The following is a 16873-nucleotide window of genomic DNA, read 5'->3' on the forward strand; positions in this document are numbered from 1 at the left end:
GCGGTCAGATGACCGCCCTTTTTTTACTGTTCCTTCCGCTGGGTGGCGCTTCGCTTACCCGGCCTACTACCGAATCAGGATTTTTTCTTTTCGCGGCTATGCAGGCCACGTTTTTCCAGACCACGGTAGATCAGCTGCTGCTGGATGATGGTCACCAGGTTGCTGACGATATAGTACAGCACCAGACCTGACGGGAACCACAGGAAGAACACGGTGAAGATGACCGGCATGAAGGTCATGATCTTCTGCTGCATCGGGTCGGTCACAGTGGTCGGCGACATCTTCTGAATGAAGAACATCGTTACGCCCATCAGGATCGGCAGGATGTAGTACGGGTCCTGTGCGGACAAGTCATGGATCCACAGAGCGAATGGCGCATGGCGCAGCTCAACGGAACCCATCAGCATGTAGTACAACGCAAGGAAGATTGGCATCTGAATCAGCAGCGGGAAGCAACCACCCAGTGGGTTTACTTTCTCTGCTTTATACAGGGCCATCATTTCCTGGCTCTGACGCTGCTTATCATCGCCCAGCCGCTCACGCATCGCCGCAATCTTCGGCTGCAGCATACGCATCTTCGCCATGGAGGTGTACTGCGCTTTAGTCAGCGGGTACATGATGCCACGAACGATGAAGGTGATAACGATGATGGAGAAGCCCCAGTTACCCAGGAAGCTGTGGATAAATTTCAGCAGCTTAAACAGCGGCTGAGAGATGAACCACAACCAACCGTAATCAACGGTCAGATCCAGGTGCGGCGCCACGGCTGCCATCTTGTCCTGAATCTCAGGACCGACCCACAGGGTGCTTGCCAGCTGACCGGTTTGACCTGGCTGAACCAGAACCGGCTCAGATTTGTAGCCGATGGCCGCAATGCCATTGCCCAGATTCGCGGTATAGAAGTTGTTGGTACCGTTGTTATTTGGCACCCACGCCGTCGCGAAATACTGCTGCAGCATCGCAACCCAACCGCCTTTAGCGCTGACGTTCAGGTTTTCGTTATCGGCGATGGTGTCGAATTTGTATTTCTCGTACTTAGCATCTGGCGTGGAGTACGCCGCGCCACGGAAGGTGTGCAGCGCAAAGTTGCTGCTTCCGGTGTCACGGTGAGACGGCAGATTGATGGACTGCTTCAGCTGACCAAACGTGGACACTTCCAGTGGTTTCTCACCGGCGTTCTGCACGTTATAGCCCACGTTCACCGCATACTCACCGCGTTTCAGGGTGAAGGTTTTGGTGAAGGTGTTGCCCGCGGCGTCAGTGTAAGTCATCGGGATTGACAGTTCGTTCTGACCATCAGCCAGCACGAAGGTGTCGCTTTCGACGTTATACAGTGGACGAGCGCCATTCGCCGGGTTGTCCGGGCCATCACGACCGGTCAGACCGCTCTGAGCCTGATACAGGAACTCAGGCGTCGTTTCCAGCAGCTGGAACGGCTCGTTTGACTTCAGCTCTTTCGGGTAAGTCAGCAGCAGTGCTTGCTCAATATCGCCACCACGGGTGTTGATAGTCAGCTCCAGCACATCGGTTTTCACCGTAATCTGCTTCCCTTGGCCACTGGCCGGTACGCCCTGGTCGGCGGCGCTACCCGCTGCGGTGGTCGTTGTCTGCGTGGTCTGTTGCGGCTGTGGTTGAGGATTTTTATCCTGCTCCCATGCCTGCCAGATCATGAAAGACACGAACAACAAAGCGATGACTAAAAGATTGCGTTGCGAATCCATCGTTAGTGTTCTCTGGTATCAAATGGTCCGGGTGGGACGGGGTCGTCACCACCAGGGTGTAAAGGGTGGCATTTTAATACGCGTTTCACCGTCAACCAACTGCCTTTTATCACTCCAAACCTGCGCAATGCCTCAATTCCGTAGCTGGAACAGGTTGGAGTGAAACGACAATGCGGCCCGAGCAGCGGACTGATCAGGCGCTGATAGACCCGAATGCAGGCTATCAGGACCCTTGAGCCAGGCGACAATGGCGGCGCCATAGTTTTTCCAACGCTTCCGAGAGAGCACGGTTATCGAGGTCGGCAACCCCTTTTTTAGCCACCACCACGAAATCCATTGAAGGCAGTTCATGTTGACGTAAACGGAAGCTTTCACGCGTCAGACGTTTAATCCGATTGCGTTCATGCGCGCGCTTGACGTTTTTCTTGGCGACAGTGAGACCGATGCGGGGATGCCCCAGCGAATTTTGGCGGCCGAGGATGGTGATTTGCGGCGTGCCAGCCCGTTGTGGCTGCTGGAAGACGAAAGTGAAATGAGTGGGAGTTAACAAACGTAACTCCCTGGGAAATGCTAGCTTAACCACCAGGGGTTAGCTTTTATTACTTAGAAACGGTCAGACGAGAACGGCCTTTAGCACGACGACGTGCCAGAACCTGACGACCATTTTTATTAGCCATACGAGCACGGAAGCCGTGAGAACGGTTGCGCTTCAGTACAGACGGTTGAAAAGTGCGTTTCATGGCGATTTCTACCTAAACTTGAATAAATTCACTGACTTTCGCGTATACCCGAACGATTATCGAACGACTAACGCCTCAGCGTGGGTGATTAAAGAGGCCGGATTGTAATAATTGTACACTCCGGAGTCAATTCTCTTTCCTTATTTCCCGCGTATTTCCGCACGATATCGCGTGGAAAATGAGCAGCGTCCCGCGCGGAAGTCGAGCATCACGCGCCGGGTGGTGGATTATACGACCTCCCAACCAAAGCGCAAGGATCGTCCAGGATCTTCAATAGATCTTTTAAGCAAAAAATTGTCTGTGCTCATTAATTTTTCCAATATGCGGCCTAAATCGTGGGGCACTCCTGACAGGATCGTTTACACTTACCCGGTTTCGGATCTTCCTGTGGATAAATCGGGAAGAATCTGTGAGAAACAGAAGATCTCTGGCTCAGTTTAGGCTATGATCCGCGGTCCTGATCGGGATCCAATGGGGTCTGGTCAGGTAAAATTGCAGATAGCAATTCGCACGTCACCCTTTGCACAGGGTCTTGTCGACGTGTGCCAACAATCACGAATATTCAGTATCTTTCTTTTATTGTTCGAGTGGAGTCCGCCGTGTCACTTTCGCTTTGGCAGCAATGTCTTGCCCGATTGCAGGATGAGTTACCAGCCACAGAATTCAGTATGTGGATCCGCCCGTTGCAGGCGGAACTGAGCGATAACACGCTGGCTTTGTATGCGCCAAACCGTTTCGTGCTCGATTGGGTAAGGGATAAATACCTAAATAATATCAATGGATTGCTCAATGATTTCTGCGGCACTGATGCCCCGCTGCTGCGTTTTGAAGTCGGTACCAAACCGGTTACGCAAACCGTCAGAGAGACGGTAAACGTCGCGGCTCCGGCCCAGATCCACGTCCCGACACCGCGTATCATTCAGCCCGCTCGTTCTGGCTGGGACAACGTTCCCGCTCCGGCTGAACCGACCTACCGCTCCAACGTTAACGTGAAGCACACCTTCGATAACTTCGTTGAGGGTAAATCGAACCAGCTGGCCCGTGCGGCGGCCCGTCAGGTTGCGGACAACCCGGGCGGCGCCTATAACCCGCTGTTCCTGTATGGCGGCACTGGTCTGGGTAAAACTCACCTGCTGCACGCGGTGGGTAACGGCATTGTGGCGCGCAAGCCCAATGCGAAAGTGGTGTATATGCACTCCGAGCGCTTCGTTCAGGACATGGTAAAAGCCCTGCAAAACAACGCGATCGAAGAGTTTAAACGCTACTACCGCTCCGTTGATGCGTTGCTGATCGATGACATCCAGTTCTTTGCCAATAAAGAACGATCCCAGGAAGAGTTTTTCCACACCTTCAACGCCCTGCTCGAAGGCAATCAACAGATCATTTTAACCTCGGATCGTTACCCGAAAGAGATCAACGGTGTTGAGGATCGTCTGAAATCCCGCTTCGGCTGGGGCCTGACCGTGGCGATCGAGCCACCGGAGCTGGAAACCCGCGTCGCGATCCTGATGAAGAAAGCCGATGAGAACGACATTCGCCTGCCGGGTGAAGTGGCGTTCTTTATTGCCAAGCGTCTACGCTCAAACGTGCGTGAGCTCGAAGGCGCGCTGAACCGCGTGATCGCCAACGCCAACTTTACTGGCCGGGCGATTACTATCGATTTTGTGCGTGAAGCGCTGCGCGATCTGCTGGCGTTGCAGGAAAAACTGGTCACGATCGACAATATTCAGAAGACCGTGGCCGAGTACTACAAAATCAAAGTGGCAGATTTGTTGTCTAAACGTCGTTCCCGCTCGGTGGCGAGACCGCGTCAGATGGCGATGGCGCTGGCGAAGGAATTAACCAACCACAGTCTGCCGGAAATCGGTGATGCGTTTGGTGGCCGTGACCATACGACCGTGCTGCACGCTTGTCGCAAGATTGAGCAGTTACGCGAAGAAAGCCACGACATAAAAGAAGATTTCTCCAATTTAATCAGAACATTATCATCGTGATGCTATGAAATTTACCGTTGAACGTGAACATTTATTAAAACCGCTGCAACAGGTGAGTGGCCCGTTAGGTGGCCGCCCGACACTGCCTATTCTTGGAAACCTGCTGCTTCAGGTCGCTGACGGTACGCTGTCGCTGACCGGGACAGACCTCGAAATGGAAATGGTCGCGCGCGTGTCGCTTTCTCAACCGCATGATGCGGGTGCTACCACCGTTCCGGCGCGTAAGTTCTTTGATATCTGCCGTGGGCTGCCGGAAGGCGCGGAAATAGCTGTCCAGCTGGAAGGCGACCGTATTCTGGTGCGCTCTGGCCGTAGCCGTTTCTCGCTCTCAACGCTGCCTGCTGCCGACTTCCCGAACCTGGACGACTGGCAGAGTGAAGTCGAATTCACCCTGCCGCAGGCGACGATGAAACGCCTGATTGAAGCGACCCAGTTCTCGATGGCGCATCAGGACGTTCGCTACTATTTAAACGGCATGCTGTTCGAAACCGAAGGTGAAGAGCTGCGTACCGTGGCGACAGACGGCCACCGTCTGGCAGTCTGTTCCATGCCAATTGGCGTGACGCTGCCAAACCATTCGGTGATCGTCCCGCGTAAAGGCGTGATTGAGCTGATGCGTATGCTCGACGGCGGTGATACTCCGCTGCGCGTGCAGATCGGCAGCAACAACATCCGCGCTCACGTCGGCGATTTTATCTTCACCTCGAAGCTGGTTGACGGTCGTTTCCCGGATTATCGCCGCGTATTGCCGAAGAACCCGGACAAAACGCTGGAAGCGGGCTGCGATATCCTCAAACAGGCCTTTGCCCGTGCGGCGATCCTCTCTAACGAGAAGTTCCGCGGCGTGCGCCTGTACGTGAGTGAAAACCAGATCAAAATCACCGCCAACAACCCGGAGCAGGAAGAGGCAGAAGAAATTCTGGACGTCACCTACGCCGGGACCGAAATGGAAATCGGCTTCAACGTCAGCTACGTGCTGGATGTGCTTAATGCACTGAAATGCGAAAACGTACGCATTCTGCTGACCGATTCTGTTTCCAGCGTACAGATTGAAGATGCCGCGTCACAGTCGGCTGCTTATGTTGTCATGCCAATGAGACTGTAATGTCGCTCACCCGCTTGCTGATCCGCGACTTTCGCAACATCGAAAGCGCGGATCTCGCTCTATCCCCCGGCTTTAATTTCCTGGTTGGCGCTAATGGCAGCGGCAAAACCAGCGTGCTGGAAGCCATCTACACGCTCGGTCACGGCCGCGCGTTTCGCAGCCTGCAGATTGGTCGCGTTATTCGTCATGAGCAGGATGCATTTGTGCTGCACGGACGACTGCAGGGCAGCGAGCGTGAAACCTCGATTGGCCTGACGAAAGACAAGCTGGGCGACAGCAAAGTGCGTATCGACGGCACCGACGGCCACAAAGTGGCCGAACTGGCGCTGCTGATGCCCATGCAGCTGATCACGCCGGAAGGGTTTACGCTCCTCAACGGCGGCCCCAAATACCGCAGAGCTTTCCTCGACTGGGGATGCTTTCACAACGAAGCGGGTTTCTTTACCGCCTGGAGCAACCTGAAACGGCTGCTCAAACAGCGCAACGCCGCGCTGCGCCAGGTCACCCGCTATGCCCAGCTGCGCCCGTGGGATATGGAATTGATTCCGCTTGCGGAACAAATCAGCCGCTGGCGTGCCGAATACAGCGCCGGTATCGCCGCAGACATGGCTGATACCTGCAAACAGTTTTTGCCCGAGTTCTCTCTGACTTTCTCCTTCCAGCGCGGCTGGGAGAAAGAGACGGAGTATGCCGAAGTGCTGGAGAGAAACTTCGAGCGCGACCGCATGCTGACCTACACCGCACACGGCCCGCACAAAGCGGATTTCCGCATTCGTGCCGACGGCGCGCCGGTGGAAGACACCCTGTCGCGCGGGCAGCTCAAGCTTTTGATGTGCGCACTGCGCCTGGCGCAGGGCGAGTTTTTAACTCGCGAGAGTGGGCGACGTTGCCTGTATCTATTAGATGATTTTGCCTCGGAACTCGACGACGCGCGGCGCGCGCTGCTTGCCAGCCGCTTAAAAGCCACGCAGTCGCAGGTTTTCGTCAGCGCCATTAGCGCTGAACACGTTATGGACATGTCGGACAAAAATTCGAAGATGTTCACCGTGGAAAAGGGTAAAATAACGGATTAACCCAAGATTAAATGAGCGAGAAACGTTGATGTCGAATTCTTATGACTCCTCCAGTATCAAAGTCCTGAAAGGGCTGGATGCGGTGCGTAAGCGCCCAGGTATGTATATCGGCGATACCGATGACGGCACCGGTCTGCACCACATGGTATTCGAGGTTGTGGATAACGCTATCGACGAAGCGCTCGCGGGTCACTGTAAAGATATTATCGTCACCATCCACGGCGATAACTCCGTTTCCGTACAGGATGATGGCCGTGGTATCCCGACCGGCATTCACCCGGAAGAGGGCGTATCCGCCGCGGAAGTGATCATGACCGTCCTGCACGCAGGCGGCAAATTCGATGACAACTCCTATAAAGTCTCCGGCGGCCTGCACGGCGTGGGCGTTTCCGTTGTGAACGCCCTCTCGCAGAAGCTGGAGCTGGTCATCTACCGCGAAGGCAAAATTCATCACCAGGTTTACACCCACGGCGTGCCGCAGGCCCCGCTGGCTGTGACTGGCGAAACGGAAAAAACCGGGACCACCGTGCGTTTCTGGCCGAGCCACGAAACCTTCTCCAACGTGACCGATTTCGAATATGAGATCCTGGCAAAACGTCTGCGCGAGCTGTCGTTCCTGAACTCCGGCGTCTCCATCCGCCTGCGCGACAAGCGCGACGGTAAAGAAGATCATTTCCACTATGAAGGCGGCATCAAGGCGTTTGTTGAGTACCTCAACAAGAACAAAACCCCGATCCACCCGAACATCTTCTACTTCTCCACCGAAAAAGACGGTATCGGCGTGGAAGTGGCGCTGCAGTGGAACGATGGTTTCCAGGAAAACATCTACTGCTTTACCAACAACATTCCACAGCGCGACGGCGGTACCCACCTGGTCGGCTTCCGTACGGCGATGACCCGTACCCTGAACGCCTACATGGATAAAGAAGGCTACAGCAAAAAAGCGAAAGTCAGCGCCACCGGTGACGATGCCCGTGAAGGCCTGATTGCTGTGGTTTCCGTGAAAGTGCCGGACCCGAAATTCTCCTCTCAGACCAAAGACAAACTGGTCTCTTCCGAGGTGAAATCCGCGGTTGAGCAGCAGATGAACGAACTGCTGAGCGAATACCTGCTGGAAAACCCGTCAGACGCGAAAATCGTCGTCGGCAAAATTATCGATGCGGCGCGTGCCCGTGAAGCGGCGCGTAAAGCCCGTGAAATGACCCGCCGTAAAGGTGCGCTGGATCTGGCCGGTCTGCCGGGCAAACTGGCGGACTGCCAGGAACGCGATCCGGCTCGCTCCGAACTGTACCTGGTGGAAGGGGACTCCGCGGGCGGTTCTGCGAAGCAGGGCCGTAACCGTAAGAACCAGGCGATTCTGCCGCTGAAAGGTAAAATCCTCAACGTTGAGAAGGCGCGCTTCGACAAGATGCTCTCCTCTCAGGAAGTGGCGACGCTGATCACCGCGCTCGGCTGCGGCATCGGTCGCGACGAGTACAACCCGGACAAACTGCGCTATCACAGCATCATCATCATGACCGATGCGGACGTCGATGGTTCTCACATCCGTACCCTGCTGCTGACCTTCTTCTACCGTCAGATGCCAGAGATCGTTGAGCGCGGCCACATCTACATTGCCCAGCCACCGCTGTACAAAGTGAAGAAAGGCAAGCAAGAACAGTACATTAAAGACGACGAAGCGATGGACCAGTATCAGATCTCCATCGCACTGGATGGCGCAACCCTGCATGCGAATGCCCACGCTCCGGCGCTGGCGGGTGAGCCACTGGAAAAACTGGTCTCTGAGTACAATGCAACGCAGAAAATGATCGGTCGTATGGAGCGTCGCTTCCCGCGCACGCTGCTGAAAGAGCTGGTTTATCAGCCGACGCTGGCTGAAGCCGATCTCAGCGACGAACAGACCGTGACCCGCTGGGTGAACGCCCTGGTGACCGAGCTGAACGAAAGCGAGCAGCACGGCAGCATGTGGCAGTTTGACGTTCGCGAGAACGCCGAGCAGCACCTGTTCGAGCCAATCATTCGCGTACGTACGCACGGCGTGGACACAGACTATCCGCTGGATCACGAGTTTGTGACCGGTGGTGAATACCGTCGTCTGTGCACCCTGGGCGAGAAACTGCGCGGCCTGATCGAAGAAGACGCGTTTATCGAACGTGGCGAACGTCGTCAGCCGGTGGCCAGCTTCGAGCAGGCGCTGGACTGGCTGGTGAAAGAGTCCCGTCGTGGTCTCTCCATTCAGCGTTATAAAGGTCTGGGCGAAATGAACCCGGATCAGCTGTGGGAAACCACCATGGATCCGGAAAGCCGTCGCATGCTGCGCGTGACCGTGAAAGATGCGATTGCCGCTGACCAGCTGTTCACTACCCTGATGGGCGACGCCGTTGAGCCGCGCCGCGCCTTCATCGAAGAGAACGCCTTGAAAGCAGCGAATATCGACATTTAATTCAGGCAGTCGGTTTTGCAGGCCCGGTGAGCGTAGCGCCGCCGGGCTTTTCTTTGCCCGCAAAAGAGGAATCCCCCTCTAAACCCCATCCCCCTTTATCCACGACTCTTTTACTGTTTTCTGTGCGGAATCGCGTTAGCATGAGGACAGACTCATTTAAATCGGGGATCTCATGGCCATCAAACTCATTGCAATCGATATGGACGGCACGCTGCTGCTGCCAGACCACACCATCTCTCCTGCCGTTAAAAACGCGATTGCCGCCGCCCGCGCGAAAGGCGTGAACGTGGTGCTGACCACGGGTCGTCCGTATGCCGGTGTGCACAGCTATCTGAAAGAGCTGCACATGGAACAGCCGGGCGATTACTGCATCACCTACAACGGTGCGCTGGTGCAGAACGCCAGCGATGGCAGCACCGTCGCGCAAACGGCGCTGAGCTATGACGATTACCTGTATCTGGAAAAACTGTCCCGCGAAGTGGGTTCTCACTTCCACGCCCTCGATCGCAACACGCTCTACACGGCGAACCGCGACATCAGCTACTACACGGTGCATGAATCCTTTGTGGCGACCATCCCGCTGGTGTTCTGCGAGCCGGAAAATATGGACCCTGCCACGCAGTTCCTGAAAGTGATGATGATCGATGAGCCCGCGATTCTGGACCAGGCTATCGCCCGCATCCCGGCGGACGTGAAAGAGAAATACACCGTGCTGAAAAGTGCGCCGTACTTCCTCGAAATCCTCGACAAACGCGTCAATAAAGGCACCGGCGTGAAATCGCTGGCCGATACGCTGGGCATTAAGCCGGAAGAGATCATGACCTTAGGCGATCAGGAAAACGACATCGCCATGATCGAATACGCAGGCATGGGCGTGGCGATGGAAAACGCGATCCCGTCCGTGAAAGAGGTGGCTAACTTCGTCACCAAATCGAACCTTGAAGACGGCGTGGCCTACGCTATCGAGAAGTTTGTGCTGAATTAATCACTGCTCATCCATCAGCCTCGGTTATCTACCGGGGCTTTTTTTTGCCTGTTGTTCGCTGCATTGTTCTTTTTGTGATCTGGATTGTAGTGCAACACAATATGATTGTACTACGATGCGTTCATGGAATTGACGAAAGGCCTCACGTTTGTACTGCAAAAGTGAGGCGAAACTCAGCGGTCGCGGTAAAGTAGTGATGGATAAAACGAAATCAGGACTCTCCATGACTCTCAATAAAACCGACCGCATCGTCATTACGCTGGGCAATCAAATTGTCAGCGGAAAATACGTACCGGGTTCGCCGCTGCCCGCCGAGGCAGAGCTGTGCGAGGAGTTTGAAACCTCGCGCAACATCATCCGCGAAGTCTTTCGCTCGCTGATGGCGAAACGGCTGATCGAAATGAAGCGTTATCGCGGGGCCTTTGTCGCGCCGCGTAACCAGTGGAACTACCTCGATACCGACGTTCTGCAGTGGGTGCTGGAGAACGACTACGACCCGCGGCTCATCGGGGCGATGAGCGAGGTGCGTAACCTGGTGGAACCGGCCATTGCCCGCTGGGCAGCGGAACGGGCGACATCGGGTGACCTGGCGCAGATTGAAGCGGCGCTCAACGACATGATCGCCAACAACCAGGACCGGGATGCCTTTAACGAAGCGGATATCCGCTACCACGAGGCGGTGCTGGAGTCGGTACATAACCCGGTTTTACAGCAGCTTAGCGTGGCCATCAGCTCGCTACAGCGCGCAGTATTTGAACGGACCTGGATGGGTGATGAGGCCAACATGCCCCAGACGCTCCAGGAACATAAAGCGCTGTTCGATGCGATACGGCATCAGGACAGCAATGCGGCAGAGCAGGCGGCGCTCCATATGATCGCCAGCTCGACACGAAGGTTAAAGGAAATCACATGACATCTCGCTACATCGCCATCGACTGGGGATCGACCAATCTGCGCGCCTGGCTGTATGAAGGCGACAGATGCCTGGAGAGCAGGCAGTCCGAAGCAGGCGTCACGCGGCTGAACGGCAAATCCCCGCAGGCGGTGTTAGCAGAAGTCACAGAAAACTGGCGCGAAGGCACCACCCCGGTGGTGATGGCAGGAATGGTCGGCAGTAACGTGGGCTGGAAGGTTGCCCCTTATTTGCCGGTTCCTGCTCATTTCGACGCCATTGGTCAGAAGTTAACGTCCGTTGGCGACAATATCTGGATCATTCCAGGGCTGTGTGTCTCCCGTGACGATAACCACAACGTGATGCGCGGCGAAGAGACACAGCTGCTCGGCGCGCGCACCCTTTCTCCTTCTTCTGTCTATGTCATGCCCGGAACGCACTGCAAATGGGTGCAGGCCGACGCGCAGCAAATCCACGATTTTCGTACCGTGATGACGGGTGAGTTGCATCACCTGCTGCTGCGTCATTCGCTGGTGGGCGCGGGCCTGCCAGAACAGGAATCGTCTCCTGAGGCCTTTGCTGCCGGGCTGACGCGCGGTCTCGCCTCGCCTGCCGTTCTGCCACAACTTTTTGAAGTTCGCGCCTCACACGTGCTGGGAAATCTCCCGCGTCAACAGGTCAGCGAATTTCTCTCCGGTCTGCTGATTGGTGCCGAAGTCGCCACCCTGGGCGAACAGTTCGCCGGGCAGCAGGCCATCACCCTTGTCGCGGGTTCAGCATTAGCCGCTCGCTACCAGCAGGCGTTCCGCGCCTTTGGTCGTGAAGCGGCAGTGGTTGAAGGCGACGTGGCATTTCAGGCAGGAATAAGGAGCATCGCTCATGCAGTGGCAAACTAATCTCCCTCTCATCGCGATTTTACGCGGCATCACGCCGGACGAAGCGCTGGCGCACGTCGGTGCCGTCATCGACGCCGGATTTGACGCGGTGGAAATCCCGCTCAACTCGCCGGAGTGGGAAAAAAGCATCCCGGCGGTCGTCGATGCGTATGGCGATAAAGCGCTGATTGGCGCAGGTACGGTGTTGAAACCCGAGCAGGTCGATCAGCTCGCCAACATGGGCTGCAAGCTTATCGTCACGCCCAACATTCAGCCGGACGTGATCCGCCGCGCAGTGAGCTACGGCATGACCGTCTGCCCAGGCTGTGCGACAGCGACAGAAGCCTTTACCGCGCTGGACGCAGGCGCTCAGGCGCTGAAAATTTTCCCGTCGTCGGCCTTCGGCCCGGATTACATCAAAGCGCTGAAAGCGGTGCTTCCGGCTGACGTCCCGGTCTTTGCCGTCGGCGGTGTGACGCCAGAAAACATGGCGCAGTGGATTAACGCTGGCTGCGCCGGGGCGGGTCTGGGCAGCGATCTGTATCGTGCCGGGCAGTCCGTTGAACGTACCGCAGCGCAGGCCGCCGCGTTCGTTAAAGCGTACCGGGAGGCGACGAAATGAAAATTACGAAAGTCACCACCTACCGTTTACCCCCGCGCTGGATGTTTTTGAAAATTGAAACCGATGAAGGCATCGTTGGCTGGGGCGAGCCGGTGATTGAAGGCCGCGCGCGCACCGTGGAAGCGGCAGTGCATGAGCTGAGCGAACTCCTGATCGGCCAGGACCCGGCACGTATCAACGATCTGTGGCAGGTAATGTACCGCGGCAGTTTCTACCGCGGCGGCCCGATTCTGATGAGCGCTATCGCCGGTATCGACCAGGCGCTGTGGGATATCAAAGGCAAAGTGCTGAACGCGCCGGTGTGGCAGCTGATGGGCGGCCTGGTGCGCGACAAAATCAAAGCCTACAGCTGGGTCGGCGGTGACCGTCCGGCTGAGGTCATCGAGGGGATCAAAACCCTGCGTAAAATCGGCTTTGATACCTTCAAGCTTAACGGCTGTGAAGAGATGGGCGTGATTGATAACTCCCGCGCGGTGGATAACGCCGTCAATACCGTGGCGCAAATCCGCGAAGCCTTCGGCAATGAGATTGAGTTTGGCCTCGATTTCCACGGTCGCGTCAGCGCGCCGATGGCGAAAGTGCTGATCAAAGAGCTGGAGCCTTACCGTCCGCTGTTCATCGAAGAGCCGGTGCTGGCGGAGCAGGCTGAGTACTATCCGAAGCTGGCAGCACAAACCCATATTCCGATCGCGGCGGGCGAACGTATGTTCTCGCGCTTCGAGTTCAAACGGGTGCTGGAAGCGGGCGGTCTGGCGATTCTGCAGCCGGATCTGTCCCACGCGGGTGGCATCACCGAGTGCTACAAAATCGCGGGGATGGCCGAAGCCTACGACGTGGCGCTGGCACCGCACTGTCCGCTCGGACCGATCGCGCTGGCTGCCTGTCTGCATATTGACTTTGTTTCCCGCAACGCGGTGTTGCAGGAGCAGAGCATGGGCATCCACTACAACAAAGGCGCAGAGCTGCTCGACTTTGTGAAAAACAAAGAAGACTTCAACATGGAAGGCGGCCACTTCAAACCGTTAACCAAACCGGGCCTGGGCGTGGAGATTGACGAAGCCAAAGTCATCGAAATGAGCAAGCAGGCGCCGGACTGGCGCAATCCGCTGTGGCGATATGAGGACGGTTCCGTCGCCGAGTGGTAAATGCTCGTCATATTTCGCGCTGCGCGTGCGTTGGCTGCGATTGCGCACCCCAGTCACTTACTTATGTAAGCTCCTGGGGATTTGCAATCTTGCCGCCTTCTCGCAACACGAACTATTTAGAGCATTAAAAAGCTAAAACAATATTTTTCACACACCCTCTGTAACTTACAGGGCATGGTGACGTGTATCGCTATGCCCAAAATCTGGAGACAGATTAATGGATATTTCTGTGACTACCGCAAAAACAGGCCGTCGTCGTTACCTGACGCTGCTGATGATTTTTATTACCGTAGTGATTTGCTACGTCGACCGCGCCAACCTGGCCGTGGCCTCCGCGCATATTCAGAAAGAGTTTGGCATTTCGAAAACGGAGATGGGCTACATCTTCTCGGCGTTTGCCTGGATGTACACTATTTGCCAGATCCCTGGCGGACGCGTGCTGGACCGCCTGGGCTCCCGCACCACCTATTTCATTGCCATTTTCGGCTGGTCCGTTGCGACGCTGTTACAGGGTTTTGCCACCGGTCTGCTGTCGCTGATTGGTCTGCGCGCCATTACCGGCGTCTTCGAAGCGCCCGCTTTCCCGACCAATAACCGCATGGTCACGAGCTGGTTCCCGGAGCAAGAACGCGCCTCGGCGGTGGGGTTCTACACCTCCGGGCAGTTCGTCGGCCTGGCGTTCCTGACGCCGCTACTGATCTGGATCCAGGAGATGTTGAGCTGGCACTGGGTGTTTATCATCACCGGTGGGATCGGCATCATCTGGGCGCTGATCTGGCATAAAGTTTACCAGGCCCCGCGCAAAACCAAGGGTATCACTCAGGCGGAGCTGGATTACATTGAACAGGGCGGCGGTCTGGTGGACGGCGATGCACAGATCGAAAACAAGGTCCGCGCGCCGCTGACCAAAGCTGACTGGAAACTGGTGTTCCATCGCAAGCTGGTGGGCGTTTACCTGGGTCAGTTCGCGATTGCCTCCACCCTGTGGTTCTTCCTGACCTGGTTCCCGAACTACCTGACTCAGGAAAAAGGCATCACCGCGCTGAAAGCCGGTTTCATGACCACGGTGCCGTTCCTGGCGGCATTTGTCGGCGTGCTGTTGTCCGGCTGGATTGCCGACAGGTTAGTGCGCAAAGGCTACTCAATTGGTTTCTCGCGCAAGCTGCCGATTATTTTCGGCCTGCTGATCTCCACCTGCATCATGGGCGCGAACTACACCAATGACCCGGTGTGGATCACCGTGCTGATGGCGGTCGCCTTCTTCGGCAACGGTTTTGCGTCGATCACCTGGTCGCTGGTCTCCTCGCTGGCACCGATGCGCCTGATTGGCCTCACCGGCGGCGTGTTTAACTTTGCCGGTGGTCTGGGCGGTATCACGGTGCCGCTGGTGATTGGCTATCTGGCGCAGGCGCACGGCTTTGCGCCCGCCCTGACCTACATCTCCGTCATCACCCTGATTGGTGCGCTCTCCTACATCCTGCTGGTGGGCGATGTTAAACGAGTAGGCTAAATCTTCGCGATGCTTTACCCTGATGCGATATCCGCGCATCAGGGTCTTTTCATGAAACAAATCACCTACGCTCCCCGCCATCATCAGCTTACGAACATCAACACCTGGACGCCTGACAGCCAGTGGCTGGCGTATGACGTGCGCCCATCCGGCGCGTCTTTTACCGGCGAGACGATCGAGCGAGTCAATGTGAAAACGGGCGAAACCGAGGTGATCTATCGCGCTGAACAGGGCGCGCACGTCGGCGTGGTGACCGTTCATCCCACGGATGACCAATACGTCTTCATTCATGGCCCGGAAAACCCGGATGCAAGCTGGCAGTATGATTTTCACCACCGTCGCGGCGTGATAGCGCAAAACGGCCAGGTGAAAAATCTCGATGCGATGGACATCACCGCACCCTTTACCCCCGGCGCGCTGCGCGGCGGAAGCCACGTTCACGTTTTTAGTCCCAACGGACAGTTCGTCAGCTTTACCTATAACGACCATGTCCTGCATGAGCGCGACGTGGCGCTGGATCTGCGCAATGTCGGCGTCGCCGCGCCGTTTGGCCCGGTCACCCCGCAGGGCAACCATCCGCGCGAATATGCGGGAACATTCTGGAGCGTGCTGATCAGCCGCACGACCCCGACGCCACGCCCAGGCAGCGATGAGATCAATCGCGCCTACGAAGAGGGCTGGGTGGGAAACAACCGGATAGCCTTTATCGGCGACACGCTGTCTGAGCGGGGCGAAAAAGTGCCGGAGCTGTTTATCGTTGATTTGCCTAAAGATGAGGCAGGCTGGAAGCGCGCAGGCGACGCGCCGCTGGAAGGCACAGTGGAAAACATGCCCGCGCCGCCCGCAGGCGTGGTGCAGCGCCGTTTAACCTTCACCCATGAAAATCGTTATCCGGGGCTGGTCAACGTGCCGCGCCACTGGGTGCGCAGCAACCCTCAGGGCAGCGAGATCGCGTTTCTGATGCGCGATGATAACGGTATTGTGCAGCTGTGGCTGATTGCGCCAGAGGGCGGCGAACCGCGCCAGCTGACGCATAACCAGAGCGATATTCAGTCGGCGTTTAACTGGCATCCGTCGGGCGACGCGCTCGGTTTTGTGCTGGATAATCGCATTGCCTGCTGCGATGCGCGCAGCGGAGAAGTGAGGTTTCTGACGTCCGATCACGGCAATCCGCCGTCGGGCGATGCCGTGGTGTTCTCACCGGATGGCCGTTATGTGGCGTGGATGGAAGAGACAGTCGGTTTCCGTCAGCTTTGGATGACTGAAACCGGAGAGTAATCAGGGGGCAGACATCTCGGCGGGCGGGATAACGGCGTTGGTCATCTTCGTCTGCTGCTCGCTTTTTTCGACGCGTGACCGCACTGAGCTATCGGTGCGGAACAGATCCCACGGCACCAGCAGCGTGTCCATCACCGCCGTGAACGGCAGATCCAGAATCACCAGGGATTTGGTGCCCCAGTTGGTCTCGTCATCCGAGATCATATTCGCGCTGGCGCGCGTGCCCGGATATGTTCCTTCTTTACCGCCGGTGTGAGACATCACGCTCGAACACCCGCAAAGTAAAACCACTACGCTGCATGTTGTCAGCTTTATCAGAACATTTTTCATCATCAGTCAATCAATGTTAATGGCACGACATAACGGCAATATCGAGTTATAGCGAGCCATGTACGAAAAGAATAGCTGGAAAGCGCTGCTCTGTGGCAGGCATCGCAATTTCACTCTTTGTGCTGTAGTCCCAGTCTATGCGAGTCCTCGCAAAGTGCAA

General features: G+C 56.4%; 15 protein-coding genes and 1 pseudogene. 11 read left to right on the forward strand and 5 right to left on the reverse strand.

The genetic code is table 11. The features are described from left to right. Positions 1-74 precede the first annotated feature (74 nt). From yidC to rpmH, 4 genes are read right to left on the reverse strand one after another with little or no spacing between them, the layout of a single operon-like run. Positions 75-1721, reverse strand: a complete 1647-nt coding sequence (gene yidC / locus U9O48_RS00185; protein ID WP_282494060.1) for a membrane protein insertase YidC — start codon at positions 1719-1721, stop codon at positions 75-77. A gap of 2 nt (positions 1722-1723) precedes the next feature. Further along, positions 1724-1981, reverse strand: a complete 258-nt coding sequence (gene yidD / locus U9O48_RS00190; RefSeq protein WP_100778281.1) for a membrane protein insertion efficiency factor YidD — start codon at positions 1979-1981, stop codon at positions 1724-1726. Then, a complete protein-coding gene (gene rnpA / locus U9O48_RS00195) occupies positions 1945-2304 on the reverse strand; it encodes a ribonuclease P protein component (protein ID WP_095284128.1) in 360 nt (119 codons plus the stop codon). The genes yidD and rnpA overlap by 37 nt, the downstream gene beginning before the upstream one ends. Before the next feature lie 16 nt (positions 2305-2320). Continuing rightward, complete coding sequence (gene rpmH, locus U9O48_RS00200) at positions 2321-2461, reverse strand: 50S ribosomal protein L34 (protein ID WP_003023858.1); 141 nt, start codon at positions 2459-2461, stop codon at positions 2321-2323. Between the two features lie 599 nt (positions 2462-3060). Here rpmH and dnaA point away from each other — a divergent pair. The 11 genes and pseudogenes from dnaA to U9O48_RS00255 all read left to right on the forward strand — a co-directional run bounded on the left by dnaA (position 3061) and on the right by U9O48_RS00255 (position 16383). Further along, positions 3061-4455 carry a chromosomal replication initiator protein DnaA gene (dnaA, locus tag U9O48_RS00205; RefSeq protein WP_324723263.1) on the forward strand — a complete coding sequence of 465 codons (1395 nt, stop codon included), beginning with the start codon at positions 3061-3063 and terminating at the stop codon, positions 4453-4455. Positions 4456-4459: 4 nt separating this feature from the next. Further along, positions 4460-5560: a DNA polymerase III subunit beta gene (gene dnaN / locus U9O48_RS00210; protein ID WP_282494059.1), complete on the forward strand. Its 1101-nt coding sequence runs from the start codon at positions 4460-4462 to the stop codon at positions 5558-5560. Further along, a complete protein-coding gene (gene recF, locus U9O48_RS00215) occupies positions 5560-6633 on the forward strand; it encodes a DNA replication/repair protein RecF (RefSeq protein WP_282494058.1) in 1074 nt (357 codons plus the stop codon). Before dnaN ends, recF begins: the two co-directional genes overlap by 1 nt. A 28-nt stretch (positions 6634-6661) precedes the next feature. After that, entirely contained in the window at positions 6662-9076 is a 2415-nt protein-coding gene (gene gyrB, locus U9O48_RS00220) for a DNA topoisomerase (ATP-hydrolyzing) subunit B (protein ID WP_285146281.1), read from the forward strand. 172 nt (positions 9077-9248) lie between these two features. Then, complete coding sequence (gene yidA, locus U9O48_RS00225; protein ID WP_282494056.1) at positions 9249-10061, forward strand: sugar-phosphatase; 813 nt, start codon at positions 9249-9251, stop codon at positions 10059-10061. 223 nt (positions 10062-10284) lie between these two features. Next, positions 10285-10974 carry a D-galactonate utilization transcriptional regulator DgoR gene (gene dgoR / locus U9O48_RS00230; RefSeq protein ID WP_095284130.1) on the forward strand — a complete coding sequence of 230 codons (690 nt, stop codon included), beginning with the start codon at positions 10285-10287 and terminating at the stop codon, positions 10972-10974. Beyond that, a complete protein-coding gene (locus U9O48_RS00235; RefSeq protein ID WP_324723265.1) occupies positions 10971-11849 on the forward strand; it encodes a 2-dehydro-3-deoxygalactonokinase in 879 nt (292 codons plus the stop codon). The genes dgoR and U9O48_RS00235 overlap by 4 nt, the downstream gene beginning before the upstream one ends. Continuing rightward, entirely contained in the window at positions 11833-12450 is a 618-nt protein-coding gene (locus tag U9O48_RS00240; RefSeq protein WP_285157746.1) for a 2-dehydro-3-deoxy-6-phosphogalactonate aldolase, read from the forward strand. The genes U9O48_RS00235 and U9O48_RS00240 overlap by 17 nt, the downstream gene beginning before the upstream one ends. Continuing rightward, positions 12447-13595 carry a galactonate dehydratase gene (dgoD, locus tag U9O48_RS00245; RefSeq protein ID WP_324723266.1) on the forward strand — a complete coding sequence of 383 codons (1149 nt, stop codon included), beginning with the start codon at positions 12447-12449 and terminating at the stop codon, positions 13593-13595. Before U9O48_RS00240 ends, dgoD begins: the two co-directional genes overlap by 4 nt. Before the next feature lie 174 nt (positions 13596-13769). After that, positions 13770-15105 (forward strand): annotated as a pseudogene (locus U9O48_RS00250) (MFS transporter). A gap of 51 nt (positions 15106-15156) precedes the next feature. Next, a complete protein-coding gene (locus tag U9O48_RS00255; RefSeq protein WP_324723267.1) occupies positions 15157-16383 on the forward strand; it encodes a DUF3748 domain-containing protein in 1227 nt (408 codons plus the stop codon). Here the strand turns inward: U9O48_RS00255 and U9O48_RS00260 are convergent, their stop codons facing one another. Then, complete coding sequence (locus U9O48_RS00260) at positions 16384-16716, reverse strand: YceK/YidQ family lipoprotein (RefSeq protein ID WP_282494051.1); 333 nt, start codon at positions 16714-16716, stop codon at positions 16384-16386. Between the last annotated feature and the right edge of the window lie 157 nt (positions 16717-16873).

The sequence above is a fragment of the Lelliottia sp. JS-SCA-14 genome (assembly GCF_035593345.1).
In the GTDB taxonomy this organism is placed as follows: Bacteria; Pseudomonadota; Gammaproteobacteria; order Enterobacterales; family Enterobacteriaceae; genus Enterobacter; species Enterobacter wanjuensis.